This is a genomic window from Jannaschia sp. GRR-S6-38 (assembly GCF_029853695.1).
GTDB lineage: Bacteria > Pseudomonadota > Alphaproteobacteria > Rhodobacterales > Rhodobacteraceae > Jannaschia > Jannaschia ovalis.
Genome location: NZ_CP122537.1, coordinates 2,646,730 through 2,659,820 on the forward strand (window position 1 = coordinate 2,646,730; position 13,091 = coordinate 2,659,820).

The 13,091-nt window shown below is 70.1% G+C and carries 15 protein-coding genes; 9 read left to right on the forward strand and 6 right to left on the reverse strand.

Annotation, left to right across the window (positions count from 1 at the left end; genetic code table 11):
- Positions 1-37 precede the first annotated feature (37 nt).
- Positions 38-1,393 carry an oxygen-independent coproporphyrinogen III oxidase gene (gene hemN / locus P8627_RS13640; protein ID WP_279964746.1) on the reverse strand — a complete coding sequence of 452 codons (1,356 nt, stop codon included), beginning with the start codon at positions 1,391-1,393 and terminating at the stop codon, positions 38-40.
- A gap of 69 nt (positions 1,394-1,462) precedes the next feature.
- On the opposite strand from hemN, the gene fnrL reads away from it, so the two are divergent.
- The 5 genes from fnrL to ccoP all read left to right on the forward strand — a co-directional run bounded on the left by fnrL (position 1,463) and on the right by ccoP (position 5,843).
- Positions 1,463-2,197, forward strand: coding sequence for a transcriptional regulator FnrL (gene fnrL, locus P8627_RS13645; protein ID WP_279964748.1), 735 nt, complete (start codon positions 1,463-1,465; stop codon positions 2,195-2,197).
- A gap of 94 nt (positions 2,198-2,291) precedes the next feature.
- Complete coding sequence (ccoN, locus tag P8627_RS13650; protein WP_279964749.1) at positions 2,292-3,890, forward strand: cytochrome-c oxidase, cbb3-type subunit I; 1,599 nt, start codon at positions 2,292-2,294, stop codon at positions 3,888-3,890.
- A 6-nt stretch (positions 3,891-3,896) separates the two neighbouring features.
- Entirely contained in the window at positions 3,897-4,733 is an 837-nt protein-coding gene (ccoO, locus tag P8627_RS13655) for a cytochrome-c oxidase, cbb3-type subunit II (protein ID WP_279964750.1), read from the forward strand.
- 11 nt (positions 4,734-4,744) lie between these two features.
- A complete protein-coding gene (locus tag P8627_RS13660; RefSeq protein ID WP_279964751.1) occupies positions 4,745-4,972 on the forward strand; it encodes a cbb3-type cytochrome c oxidase subunit 3 in 228 nt (75 codons plus the stop codon).
- Positions 4,965-5,843: a cytochrome-c oxidase, cbb3-type subunit III gene (gene ccoP, locus P8627_RS13665; protein WP_279964753.1), complete on the forward strand. Its 879-nt coding sequence runs from the start codon at positions 4,965-4,967 to the stop codon at positions 5,841-5,843. The genes P8627_RS13660 and ccoP overlap by 8 nt, the downstream gene beginning before the upstream one ends.
- A 50-nt stretch (positions 5,844-5,893) precedes the next feature.
- On the opposite strand, the gene P8627_RS13670 is transcribed toward ccoP, so the two are convergent.
- The gene (locus P8627_RS13670; RefSeq protein ID WP_279964754.1) at positions 5,894-6,430 is read right to left on the reverse strand and encodes a CBS domain-containing protein; all 537 of its coding nucleotides are present in this window, start codon (positions 6,428-6,430) and stop codon (positions 5,894-5,896) included.
- A 140-nt stretch (positions 6,431-6,570) separates the two neighbouring features.
- Between P8627_RS13670 and ccoG the strand changes: the two genes are divergently transcribed.
- Genes ccoG through ccoS form a run of 4 tightly spaced genes read left to right on the forward strand, consistent with a single transcriptional unit; the run spans position 6,571 to position 10,961 of the window.
- Complete coding sequence (gene ccoG / locus P8627_RS13675) at positions 6,571-8,175, forward strand: cytochrome c oxidase accessory protein CcoG (RefSeq protein WP_279964755.1); 1,605 nt, start codon at positions 6,571-6,573, stop codon at positions 8,173-8,175.
- A gap of 1 nt (position 8,176) precedes the next feature.
- Positions 8,177-8,650, forward strand: a complete 474-nt coding sequence (locus tag P8627_RS13680; RefSeq protein WP_279964756.1) for a FixH family protein — start codon at positions 8,177-8,179, stop codon at positions 8,648-8,650.
- Positions 8,647-10,758, forward strand: a complete 2,112-nt coding sequence (locus tag P8627_RS13685; protein WP_279964757.1) for a heavy metal translocating P-type ATPase — start codon at positions 8,647-8,649, stop codon at positions 10,756-10,758. The genes P8627_RS13680 and P8627_RS13685 overlap by 4 nt, the downstream gene beginning before the upstream one ends.
- Positions 10,755-10,961, forward strand: a complete 207-nt coding sequence (ccoS, locus tag P8627_RS13690) for a cbb3-type cytochrome oxidase assembly protein CcoS (RefSeq protein ID WP_279964758.1) — start codon at positions 10,755-10,757, stop codon at positions 10,959-10,961. The genes P8627_RS13685 and ccoS overlap by 4 nt, the downstream gene beginning before the upstream one ends.
- Here the strand turns inward: ccoS and aroQ are convergent.
- From aroQ to P8627_RS13710, 4 genes are read right to left on the reverse strand one after another with little or no spacing between them, the layout of a single operon-like run.
- Positions 10,928-11,341, reverse strand: a complete 414-nt coding sequence (aroQ, locus tag P8627_RS13695; protein ID WP_279964759.1) for a type II 3-dehydroquinate dehydratase — start codon at positions 11,339-11,341, stop codon at positions 10,928-10,930. The genes ccoS and aroQ overlap by 34 nt on opposite strands.
- Positions 11,342-11,348: 7 nt before the next feature.
- Positions 11,349-11,951: a protocatechuate 3,4-dioxygenase subunit alpha gene (pcaG, locus tag P8627_RS13700; protein WP_279967470.1), complete on the reverse strand. Its 603-nt coding sequence runs from the start codon at positions 11,949-11,951 to the stop codon at positions 11,349-11,351.
- The gene (pcaH, locus tag P8627_RS13705; RefSeq protein WP_279964761.1) at positions 11,902-12,618 is read right to left on the reverse strand and encodes a protocatechuate 3,4-dioxygenase subunit beta; all 717 of its coding nucleotides are present in this window, start codon (positions 12,616-12,618) and stop codon (positions 11,902-11,904) included. The genes pcaG and pcaH overlap by 50 nt, the downstream gene beginning before the upstream one ends.
- Positions 12,615-12,992, reverse strand: coding sequence for a carboxymuconolactone decarboxylase family protein (locus tag P8627_RS13710; RefSeq protein ID WP_279964763.1), 378 nt, complete (start codon positions 12,990-12,992; stop codon positions 12,615-12,617). Before P8627_RS13710 ends, pcaH begins: the two co-directional genes overlap by 4 nt.
- Positions 12,993-13,091: the final 99 nt, after the last annotated feature.

Sequence of the window (13,091 nt, forward strand, 5' to 3'; positions counted from 1 at the left end):
AAAGGCCCCAGCCGCGCGCGAAGGTCAATCCATGCGCTCAGACGGCGAGGCTGTGGCGCCCCGCCTCGGCGCGGTAGCCGTCGATCCGCGCGGCGACGACCCGGGCGAGGGGCTTGGCCTCGTCGATCAGGCGCAGCTCGCCCGACCCGCTCAGCCGGACCAGATCCGGCACCGCGGCCGCAAGCGTCGCGACCAGCACGCCGGCCCGCGAGGGCGAGACGCCGGCCCGCTGGGCGATGCGCAGCGGCGCGATCGCGAAGTCGCACAGAAGCGCCTCGATGGCCGCGGCCTCCAGCCGGTCCGATGCGGTGAGCGCGTGGCCGCGCAGGGTGGCGAGCCGTCCTTCGCCCGCGGCGGCCTGCCAGGCCGCCGTCGCGGGCGCGTTCTGGGCGTAGCCCTGCGGCAGCGACGAGATGGCCGAGGCGCCGAGCCCGATCAGGACCGGCGCGCCGTCATCGGTATAGCCCTGGAAGTTGCGGCGCAGCCGTCGCTCGGACGCGGCGCGGGCCAGCGGATCGTCGGGCTTGGCGAAATGGTCGATCCCCAGCGCGACGAAGCCCGCGCGGGCCAGCCGCTCGGAGGCTGCCTCGAAGAGATCAAGCCGGGCCTCGGGCGAGGGCAGCGCGTCGGCGGGGATCATCACCTGCCGCCGCGAGGCCCAGGGCACATGGGCGTAGCCGAAAAAGGCGATCCGGTCGGGATCGAGGGCCAGCGCCGCCTCGAGCGTGCGCAGAAGGCTCGCCTCCGTCTGGTGCGGCAGGCCGTAGAGCAGGTCGAGATTGAGCCGCGAGACGCTGCGCACCCGCAGCCCGTCGACCGCCGCGCGGGTCTGCTCGACCGTCTGGACGCGGCCGATCGCCTCCTGCACGGCGGGAGCGAAATCCTGCACGCCGATGCTGGCGCGGTTGAGGCCCATCTCGGCCAGCGCGTCGAGCCGGTCGTCGTCCAGCATCGTCGGGTCGAGCTCGACCGAAACCTCGGCGCCGGGCGCCAGCGGAAACCGTTCGGCCAGCGCAGCGCCCAGCTCGCGCAGCATTGGCGCGGGCAGGATCGTCGGCGTCCCGCCGCCGAGATGCAGCCGCGCCGCCCGGACCGGCGGCATGGCGTCCGCGACCGTCGCGATCTCGGTCTTGAGCGCGTCCAGATAGGGCCGGAGCGGCGCATCCGTCAGCGTGCCCTGGGTCCGGCAGGCGCAGAACCAGCACAGCCGCCGGCAGAAGGGAATATGCACGTAGAGCGAGATATCGGAGCCCTCGGGCACCGCGCCCAGCCAGTCGCGCATCCGGTCGGGCCCAACCGCGCGCGAGAAATGCGGCGCCGGCGGATAGCTGGTGTAGCGGGGCGTCCGGGCGTCGAAGAGGCCGTGACGGCGAAGGAAGGCGCGGTCGATCATGCTGCGACCATGTCGCCGATGGCCAAACGCGCCCTTGATGCAAATCAACCGCATGGTTTAATTGCGCGCATGATCGTCCACGTCCCCCAGATCGGGCGCGTCCAATGCGAACGCTGCCCCATCCGCCATCGTGCGGTCTGCGCCAAGTGCGACGCGGACGAGCTGGCCCATCTGGACACCATCAAGGCCTACCGGTCCTGGAAGGCGGGCGAGACCGTCGTGATGGAAGGCGAGGCGCTGGATTTCGCCGCCTCGGTCGTTGCCGGATGCGCTACGCTGACCCGGTCGCTGGAGGATGGGCGCACGCAGATGGTGGGCCTTCTGATGCCCTCGGATTTCATCGGCCGGCCGGGGCGCGCGACCGCACCCTACGAGGTCGTGGCCGCGACGGACCTGACGCTGTGCATGTTCCGGCGCGAGCCGTTCCAAGCCTTGCTGGCCGAGATGCCGCATATTCGCGAGCGTCTCCTGGAGATGTCGCTCGACGAGCTGGATGCCGCGCGCGAGTGGATGCTGCTTCTGGGCCGCAAGACCGCGCGCGAGAAGGTCGCCTCGCTTCTGCTGATCGTGCTGCGCCGGTCGACGCTGGACACCGCGGGCGGGGCGCATGCCGAGCTGCCGCTCTCGCGCGAGGCGATGGCCGCCTATCTGGGCCTGACGATCGAGACGGTCAGCCGCCAGATCACCGCGCTGCGCAAGGATGGCGTCATCACTTTGCAGGGCAATCGCGGCATCGAATGCGGCGATCTTTTCGCGCTGGCCGGCGAGGCCGGCGAGGATTTCGACGGCTCCGTCATCTCCTGACCCCACGTCGCCCGGCTGCTTGACCTGAGTCAAAGCGGCTGGGAAGCGCTGCTGCCATTCCCGAACCCGGAGAAGACCGGGAAAGGGACGGCAGATGTCCGATTATTTGAAACTGATCGCGCTGGGGCTCATCGCCCTCTTCGCCGCGATCGCCGCGAATTGGGCGCGCGACCTGGCCTATATGGTCCACGCCGTCATCATCATGCTGATCGCGGGCGGCATGTTCCTGTGGATCCTGCGCGGCATGGAGGAGGCGCCGATCTCGGCCCCGCGCCCCGCGACGGGCTACATGGACGGGCCGGTCCGCTACGGCGTCATCGCCACCGCCTTCTGGGGCGTCGCGGGCTTCCTGGTGGGCACCTATATCGCCTTCCAGCTGGCCTTTCCGGCGCTCAACTGGGACTGGGGCCAGCCCTTCACCAATTTCGGACGCCTGCGCCCGCTGCACACCAGCGCGGTGATCTTCGCCTTCGGGGGCAACGCGCTGATCGCGACCTCCTTCTACATCGTGCAGCGCACCTGCGGCGCGCGGCTCTGGGGCGGCAATCTCGCGTGGTTCGTGTTCTGGGGCTACAACCTGTTCATCGTGCTGGCGGCCACCGGCTACCTGCTGGGGGCCACCCAGTCGAAGGAATACGCCGAGCCCGAATGGTACGTCGACATCTGGCTGACCATCGTCTGGGTCGCGTATCTCGTGGTCTTCATGGGCACGCTGATGACCCGCAAGGAACGGCACATCTACGTCGCCAACTGGTTCCTGCTGGCCTTCATCGTGACCGTCGCGATGCTGCACGTGGTCAACAACCTGTCGATCCCGGTCTCGATCTGGGGCTCGAAGAGCGTGCAGGTCTTCGCCGGCGTGCAGGACGCGATGACCCAGTGGTGGTACGGCCATAACGCGGTGGGCTTCTTCCTGACCGCGGGCTTCCTGGGGATGATGTACTACTTCGTCCCCAAGCAGGCCGGCCGCCCGGTCTATTCCTACAAGCTGAGCATCATCCACTTCTGGGCGCTGATCTTCCTGTATATCTGGGCGGGCCCGCACCACCTGCATTACACGGCGCTTCCCGACTGGGCCGCGACGCTGGGCATGGTGTTCTCGGTGATCCTGTGGATGCCCAGCTGGGGCGGAATGATCAACGGCCTGATGACCCTGCAGGGCGCCTGGGACAAGATCCGCACCGACCCGATCATCCGCATGTTCGTGGCCTCGCTCGCCTTCTACGGGATGAGCACCTTCGAAGGCCCGATGATGTCGATCCGGGCGGTCAACTCGCTGAGCCACTACACCGACTGGACCATCGGCCACGTGCATTCCGGTGCGCTGGGCTGGAACGGCCTGATCACCTTCGGCGCGATCTACTTCCTGGTGCCGAAGCTCTGGGGCCGGGCGCGGATGTACTCGGTCGGCGCGATCAACGTCCACTTCTGGCTCGCGACCGTGGGGATCGTCCTCTACGCGGCCTCGATGTGGGTCACGGGGATCATGGAGGGCCTGATGTGGCGCGAGGTCGATGCCAACGGCTTCCTCGTCAACGCCTTCGCCGACACCGTCGACGCCAAGTTCCCGATGTACGTGGTGCGCGGTCTGGGCGGCGTCCTCTACCTGGCCGGCGCGCTGGTGATGGTCTGGAACATGTGGATGACCATCCGCCAGCCCACCGCCGCCACCATCGCAACCCCTGCGGAGTGAACGATCATGACCAAGGATCCGCGAGACCCGAACTACGACCCCAAGGACGACCCCAAGGTCGTCACCGCGGGCGAGGGGGCCAAGGAGGGCAAGCTTCCCAACGAGCTGCCCCCCGAGACCGAGACGATCACCTTCCATCAGCGGCTGGAGCGCAACGCGACGCTGCTGCTGGTGGCCAGCTTCCTGGTGGTGACCGTCGGTGGCGTGGTCGAGATCGCCCCGCTCTTCTACCTCGAGAACACGATCGAGAAGGTGGAGGGAATGCGGCCCTACTCGCCGCTCGAGCTGGAGGGGCGTAACATCTACATCCGCGAGGGCTGCTACGTCTGCCATAGCCAGATGATCCGCCCGATGCGCGACGAGGTGGAGCGCTACGGCCACTACTCGCTGGCGGCCGAGTCGATGTACGACCACCCGTTCCAATGGGGCTCCAAGCGCACGGGGCCGGACCTCGCACGGGTCGGCGGCCGGTATTCCGACGAATGGCATGTCGACCACCTGATGGACCCGCAAAGCGTGGTGCCGGAATCGGTGATGCCGAAATACGCCTTCCTGGCCGATACGCCGCTCGACGGCGCGTATATCGGCGAGGAGATGGCGGTGCATCGCTTCGTGGGCGTGCCCTACGACGACGAGATGATCGCCGAGGCGCGCGCCGATTTCCTGGCGCAGGCCGATCCCGACAGCGACTGGGACGCCCTGGTCGAACGCTATCCCGGCGCGCAGGTCCGCAATTTCGACGGGCTGGACGCGGTGACCGAGATGGATGCGCTGATCGCCTATCTGCAGATGCTGGGCACGCTGGTCGATTTTTCGACCTTCACGCCCGTGGCCAGCCGCTGAGGGAGGAGACGATGGAAACCTACACCTTCCTGCGCCAACTGGCGGATAGCTGGGTGCTCCTGGCGCTGACGCTGTTCTTCCTGGGCGTGATCGCTTGGGCCTTCCGGCCCGGCTCGCGGCCGCTGCACGACGATGCCGCCGCAGCACCCTTCCGCCACGACGAGCTGGGCTGCGACAGGACCTGCGCCGATTGCAACTGCGCCGCCCCCGATTTCACGAAAGGCCCCAGCCATGGCTGACGAGAAGAAGATCGACAAGGAAACCGGCATCGAGACGACCGGCCACACCTGGGACGGGATCGAGGAGCTGAACACGCCGCTGCCGCGCTGGTGGCTCTGGACCTTTTACGCCACGGTCGTCTGGGGGATCATCTACACGATCCTCTTCCCGGCCTGGCCGCTCGTGTCCGGCGCGACGGCGGGGGTCCTGAACTGGTCCACCCGGGCCAATGTCGCGGCCGATATCGAGACCGTGAACCTGACCACCGCGGAGCTGCGCGACAGCTTGGTCGAGATCGACCTGGCCGTGCTGGAGCGGAACGAGGCGCTGCACGATTACGCCGTGCGCGCCGGCGCATCGGTCTTCGCCAACAACTGCTCGCAATGCCACGGGCGCGGCGCCGCAGGCGTGCAGGCGGCGGGGTACCCGAACCTGCTCGACGACGCCTGGCTCTGGGGCGGGCAGATCGAGGATATCGCCTACACCGTCCGCCACGGCATCCGGAACGAGGCCGATCCCGACGCCCGCTGGTCGGAAATGCCGGCCTTCGGCGACATCCTCGAGGACGAGGAGATCGCGTCTCTGGTCACGCATGTGCGCAACATGGGCGGCCTCACCGAAGCGATCAGCCCCGAGGGCGAGGTGCTCTATGCCGACAATTGCGCGGCCTGCCACGGCGATATGGGCCTGGGCGACCGCGAACTCGGCGCGCCGAACCTGACGGACGCGATCTGGCTCTATGGCGGATCGGCCGAGGATCTGGAGGAGACCATTCGCTACTCCCGGTTCGGCATCATGCCGCCGTGGGGTGAACGCCTCGGCGAAGCGCAGGTCCGCGCGGTTGCCGCCTATGTCCATGGATTGGGCGGCGGCGAGCGGCAGGTGGAGTAACGAGTGCTCTGCTTGGGATGGGCGGCCTCCTTGGGGGCCGCCCGTTCGCGTCAGAGCGCCATCATCACCACGATCATGGCCAGCACGTACACGACGATCGCGCCGCCGATCAGCAGGTAGTGGAAATTGCCCACGGCCTGCGCCTTCAGGATCGAACCCATCTGCCCCATCAGGTCGGGCCAGGTGTAGCTAACGAAATCGCCCTGCGTGAACACGGCCTTGGCGCGGCCCTCGTCGTCCACGACCGGCAGGCGGCGGAACCGCTCGTTCGACATCATGCGCAGCCAGTGCAGCATGTCGTCGGTCTCCTTCGCCAGTCGCGGCTCGGCCGTCATGATCTCGGACAGCGTGGTGGTCTTCGCGTCGAGGCCGCGGCCCACGACCTTGTTCATGATGTCGCGTTCGGTGACGACGCCGATGACCCTCTCCTCGGCATCCGTCACGATCACGCAGCCGTAATTCTTGTCCGACATCGCCGCGACCGCCTCGGTCACGGTGGTGTCGGGGCCGCGGGTCAGCGGCTTCGGCTTGGCGGCATATTCGGGCCTGTCCATCAGGCGGCCGCCGGTGCGATCGGTACTGGCCATGTGTGTCTGTCTCCTTGCGGTGTCCAACTGAGGTAGAAGCCTGCGACGCCACGTCAAAGCGGCAGTGCTTGACGCAGATCAAGGTTGCCCGCCCCGCGGCCTGCGATGGCAGGATCGAGACAGACCGGATCACGCCTCTCATGACCGAAAAAGCCGCCCCCCTCTTCGCCGCGCAGGTGCCGATCTTCCCGCGCCGCGTCACCGGATTCTTCCGGCGGCTGAAGTGGTGGATCATGGGGATCACGCTGGGGATCTACTACCTGGTGCCCTGGATCCGCTGGGACCGGGGGCCGAACCTGCCCGACCAGGCGGTGCTGGTCGACCTGGCGGGACGGCGCTTCTACTTCTTCTGGATCGAGATCTGGCCGCATGAATTCTATTTCGTGGCCGGGCTTCTCATCATGGCGGGGCTGGGGCTCTTCCTCTTCACCTCGGCGCTGGGCCGGGTCTGGTGCGGCTATGCCTGCCCGCAGACGGTCTGGACCGACCTCTTCATCCTCGTGGAACGCTGGATCGAGGGCGACCGCAACGCCCGCGTCCGGCTGTGGAAGGCCAAGTGGGACGCCCGCAAATGGCGCCTGCGGGTGACGAAATGGACCGCCTGGCTGCTGATCGCGGTCGCCACCGGCGGGGCCTGGGTGTTCTACTTCGCCGACGCGCCGACCCTGGCGCGCGACCTCGTGACCGGGCAGGCGCATCCCGCCGCCTACCTGACGATCGCGATCCTGACCGCCACGACCTTCGTCTTCGGCGGCTTCATGCGCGAGCAGATCTGCATCTACATGTGCCCCTGGCCGCGCATCCAGGGCGCGATGATGGACGAGGGCACGCTGACCGTGGGCTACCGCGACTGGCGGGGCGAGCCGCGCGGCAAGAAGCACGAGAACCGCGAGGGCGACTGCATCGACTGCATGGCCTGCGTGAATGTCTGCCCGATGGGCATCGACATCCGCGAGGGCCAGCAGATGGAGTGCATCACCTGCGCGCTCTGCATAGATGCCTGCGACGACGTGATGGAGAAGATCGGCAAGCCGCGGGGGCTGATCGACTATCTCGCGCTCGACGATCGGCCTCCGGTGGCGCCGGGCGAACACGCGCCGGTTCGCCCGATGGGGACCGAGGCGGGCGCGGGCGGCGCCCAAACCGGCGTGCCCGGACCGACCGCCGCCGCCCGCGCCGCGCTGGACGCCGATCCGCAGGCCGCGATCGCCCGCGCCCCGGGGCAGGCCGCGCCCGCGCCGCTGGCCGCCGCGCAGCCCTTCACCATGCCCGCCGCGCGCGACTGGCAGCCCAAGCCGGTCTGGAAGCATGTCTTCCGGCCGCGCACGATCGTCTACACCATCCTCTGGGCGGCGATCGGCGTCGGGCTGCTCTTCGCGCTCTTCATCCGCTCGGATATCGAGATGACGGTCGCGCCGGTTCGCAATCCGACCTTCGTGACGCTGTCGGACGGCGCGATCCGGAATGCCTACGACATCCGGCTGCGCAACAAGAACGGCGAGCCGCGGGAATTCCACCTCTCGCTCGTCTCCGACTCGACCCTGCGCATCGCGCTGGAAGGCGAGGACGACCTGACGGTCGAGGTGCCCGCCGACTCCACCCTGCTGCAGCGCGTCTACGTGATCGCCCGGCCCGACGATGCCGCGGCGCAGGCGGCGCGCAGCGACCTGCGCTTCTGGGTCGAGGACCTGGCGTCGGGCGAGCGCGCCTGGCGCGACACGATCTTCAACGGACGGGAGGGCTGACATGGCCGCGTCACTCGAAAAATCCCGCCAGCTGACCGGCTGGCACGTGCTGGGCCTCTTCGTCGGGGGCTTCGCGATCATCATCGCGGTGAATGTCGCGCTGGCCGTGAACGCGGTGCGCACCTTCCCGGGGCTGGAGACCGACAGCGCCTATATCGCCTCGCAGCATTTCGATGCCGACCGCGCGGCGCAGGACGCGCTGGGCTGGGATGTCGGGGCCGCGGTCGAGGCCTCCGCGCTCCGCCTGGCCATCACCGGCGCCAACGGCGCGGCGGTGCGCCCCGAGATCGTCTCGGCCACGCTGGGCCGCGCCACCCATGTCGCCGATGATCGCGTCCCCGCCTTCGCCTGGGACGGCGCGGCCTGGGTCGCGCCGGTCGACCTCGCGCCCGGCAACTGGAACCTGCGCGTCGATCTGCGCGCGCCCGACGGCACGCCCTTCCGCCGCCGCATCCCGATCCATATCGGCGGATGAGCGCGCTCGCCGCCTGTCCCGCCTGCGCGGCGCTGCCGCAGGATGCGATCGCCGCCGATGCCGGCGGCGAAGTGCTGTTCCTGTCGCTGCCCGCCATCCATTCGGCCGCCTGCATCGCCGGGGTCGAGCGCACGCTCGCCGCGACGCCGGGCGTGCGCGAGGCGCGGGTCAATCTGGGGCGCCGCCGGGTGCGGGTGGTGACGGCCCCGGGGCTGGGCGCCGCGGGCCCGCTCGCCGCGCTGGAGGGCGCGGGGTTCGAGGCGCATGAGCTGGACGAGGCGGCGCTGGCGCAGTCGGGTGGCGACGCAGCGGGCCGGGCGCTGCTGGCGCGGATCGCGGTGGCGGGTTTCGCGATGATGAACGTGATGGTGCTCTCCGTCGCGGTCTGGGCCGGCGCGGCCGAGGCGACGCGCGGCCTCTTCCACTGGATCTCGGCCGCCATCGCGCTGCCGGCGCTGGCCTTCGCCGCGCAGCCCTTCGCCGCCTCGGCCTGGGGCGCGCTGCGGGCCGGGCGGCTGAACATGGACGTGCCCATCGCGCTGGCCATCTGCCTCGCCTGCGGCGTCTCGCTGGCCGAGACGGCGGCGGACGGCCATGTCGCCTGGTTCGAGGCCGCGCTGTCGCTGACCTTCTTCCTGCTGGTGGGCCGCTATCTCGACCACCGCACGCGGGTGGCCGCCCGCTCCGCCGCGGCCGACCTGACGGCGCTGGAACTGCCCCGCGCGACGCGGATCGAGGGCGACACCCGCCGCTCCGTCGCCGTGGCCGAGATCGCACCGGGCGACGTCATCGCGCTGTCAGCGGGCGCGCGCGCGCCGGTGGACGGGATCGCGCTGGATGCCGCGCGGCTGGATCGCTCGGCGCTGACGGGCGAAAGCCGCCCGGTCGAGCTGCCCGCCGGGGGGCCGGTCAGCGCCGGCGAGGCGGTACTCGACCGCCCCCTGCGCCTGCGCGCCACCGCGCGGGCCGAGGACAGCACCCTGCGCCGCCTCGCCGCGCTGGTCGAGACGGCCGAGGCCGGTCGCCACCGCTACACCGCGCTGGCCGACCGCGCCGCCGCCGCCTACGCGCCGGTCGTGCACCTGCTGGCCTTCGCGGCCTTCGCGGGCTGGTGGTGGGCCGCGGGCGATCTGCGTCTGGCCGTGGGCATCGCGACGGCGGTCCTGATCATCACCTGCCCCTGCGCGCTGGCGCTCGCGGTTCCGGCGGTCAATGCCAGCGTCGCCGGGCGTCTGTTTCGGCAGGGCGTGCTTCTGAAGAATGCGACCGCGCTGGAGCGTCTGGCCGAGGTCGATACCATCCTGCTGGACAAGACCGGCACGCTGACAATGCCGGTGGCCGATGGCGCGGGCCTGGAGCCCGAGGCGGCGGGCATCGCGCGCGCCCTGGCGCAGGCCTCCGACCATCCCGTCGCCCGGGCGCTGGCCGAGCGCCTGACCGCGCCGCCCGCCGATCTGGAGGACCTGCGCGAGGTTCCGGGCCAGGGCGTCTCGGCCCTGTGGCAGGGCACGCCCGTCTTCCTGGGCCGGGGCGCGGCGGGCACCGTCCTGCGCATCGGGTCGCGCGAGCTGACCATCGACGCGGGCGAGACGCTGCGCCCCGGCGCGGCCGAGATGGTCGCGGGGCTGCGCGCGCAGGGCTACGCGCTGCGCATCGTGACCGGCGACACGCCCGACCGCGCCGCCCGCATCGCCGCGCGGCTGGGCGATGTGCCCTTCGCCGCCGGGCTTGGCCCCGAGGAGAAGGCCGCGATGGTGGACGAACTCGCGGATGCCGGGCACCGGGTCCTGGTGCTGGGCGACGGGATCAACGACACGGCCGCGCTGGCCGCCGCCCATGCCTCGCTGGCCCCCGGCCGCGCGCTCGATGCCGCGCGGAGCGTGGCGGATGCGGTCCTTCTGGCCGAGGATCTCGCCGTCGTGCCGCGCCTGACGGCCGAGGCGCGGGGCGCCGTGCGCCGGATGGGCCAGAATTTCGGCCTGGCTCTGGCCTATAACCTGGTGGCCGTGCCGCTTGCGCTGGCGGGGCTGGCCACCCCGCTCATCGCGGCGCTGGCCATGTCGGCCTCGTCGATCACCGTCGTCCTGAACGCCATGAGGCGCGCATGAGCATCCTCGTCTTCCTCATCCCGATCTCGCTGTTTCTCGGCGGTCTCGGCCTCGTCGCCTGCATCTGGACGATGCGGTCGGGGCAATACGAAGACCTCGAAGGCGCGGCGGCGCGCATCCTGATCGACGACGATGACGACGCGCCGGGCGACGACGACGCCGCCGAGGATCAGCCGGCGAGCCAGCGCAGCGCGGCGCGGTAGCCCTCGACGCCCAGCCCCGCGATCACCGCGTCGGCCCGGTGGCTGACATAGGAATGGTGCCGGAAGGCCTCGCGCTTGTGGATGTTCGAGACATGCACCTCGACCACGCGGCCTTCGAAGGCGTTGAGCGCATCGAGGATCGCCACCGATGTATGGCTGAAGCCGCCGGGGTTGATGACGATGGCATCGGTATGGCCGCGGGCTTCCTGGATCCAGTCGATCAGGATGCCCTCGTGGTTCGACTGTCGGAAATCGAGCTCGGCCAGGTCCATCGCCCGGCAGGACGCCTCGACATCGGTCAGCGTGTCGGCGCCGTAGATATGCGGCTCGCGGGTGCCGAGCAGGTTCAGGTTCGGGCCGTTCAGGATCAGGATCTTCATGGGGGCCTCAGACGTCCAGGAACACCGTCTCGTCGACGCCCTGCAGCCGAATGTCCAGATGCCAGCCGCCGTCGGCGCCTGGCTGTGCCATCAGGGTCGCGCGCCGCTCTGGCGGGTCGATGCGGTTGAGCAGGGGATCGGCAGCATTGGCCTCCTCGCCCTCGAAATAGATCCGCGTGTGCAGGGCGAGATTGATGCCGCGGGCGAAGATCATCACCGTGATATGCGGGGCCTGACCGGCGACCGGGCCGGGCCGGACCGTCTCCAGCCGCCAGAGGCCGGTCTCGGCGTCGCAGGCCCGCCGCGCCCAGCCGGCGAGACCGGGATCGCGCGGCGGGATGTGTCCCTCCGCATCGGCCTGCCAGATTTCCAGCATCGCGTCGCGCAGGGGCGCGCCGGTGCCGTCGAGGACGCGGCACGTCAGCACGATCCGCGGGCCCGCCGGGTCGCCCGCGATCATCGCGGCCCCGAAGTCGCGGCCGCCGAACATCGGAATGCCCGCGGCGTTGGGGGCGAGGCCGATATGGACGTAAGGGCCCGCGGTCTGGCTGGCCGACTCCTCATGGCCGCCCCTCGAACGGGGTCGCGCGGCGGCCGCGCAGGGTGATATCGAAGCGCCAGGCGCGGGCATCCATCGGGATCGTCGCCGCCATGTCCAGCCGCGCGGTCAGCCGGTCGATGGCCGCCGGGTCGGGGATCGACCGCACGATGGGGCAGAGCGGGATATGCGGGTCGCCCTCGAAATACATCTGCGTGACCAGGCGCTGCCCGAAGGCATGGCCGAAGACGCTGAAATGGATATGCGCGGGCCGCCAGTCGTTCACGCCGTTGGGCCAGGGATAGGGACCGGGCCGTACGGTCCGGAAGGCGAAGGCGCCCTCGGCATCCGTCATGCAGCGCCCGCAGCCGCCGAAGCCCGGGTCGAGCGGGGCGAGATAGCCGTCCTTAGCGTGGCGGTAGCGGCCGCCCGCATTGGCCTGCCACACCTCGATCAGCGCGTCGGGGACGGGACGGCCCGTCTCGTCGCGCAGGGTGCCCATGACGATGATCCGCTCGCCGATGGCATTCCCGGGCCCGAAATTGTTGATCAGATCGGCATCGGTCTCGCCGATCAGGTCATGGCCGAAGACCGGGCCGGTCTCCTCGGACGGGGTCGAGGAGAAGGATATCGGCGCGAGCCGCGGCGACCGCAGGACCGTGGTGCGATAGTCGGGCGAAAGCGCGGGCGGGTGCAGGCCGCGGGCCCGCGGGATCAGCCCGCCCGGTGGCTCGCTCACCCCTCCATCTCCGCGAGGATGCGCTTGGCGATCTTGATGGCCGTGTTGGCGCGCGGGATGCCGGCATAGATGCCCACATGCTGCACGACCTCGACGATGTCGCCGGGCGTCGCGCCGGTATTGGCGGTGGCGCGCAGGTGCAACTCGAACTCCTCCCACGACGCCGTCGCGGCCAGGATGGCGAGCGTGATCATCGAGCGTTCGCGCAAGGGCAGCGCGTCGGAGGCCCAGACCGTGCCCCAGGCCGAGGCCGTGGTCAGGTCAACGAATTTCGCATCGAGCCCCGCGGGATCAGCCTGCGAGCGGTCCACATGGGCGTCGCCCAGAACCTCCCTGCGGCGGCGCTCGCCGCGCTCTCTGCGTTCATCGGTCATGGGCGGCAGGATGGCCGCAGCGGCGGGGGCTGGCAAGGTGCGTGCCGAAACGAAGCGGGGCGGCCCGAAGGCCGCCCCGATCCATTCGCCATTCGGGTG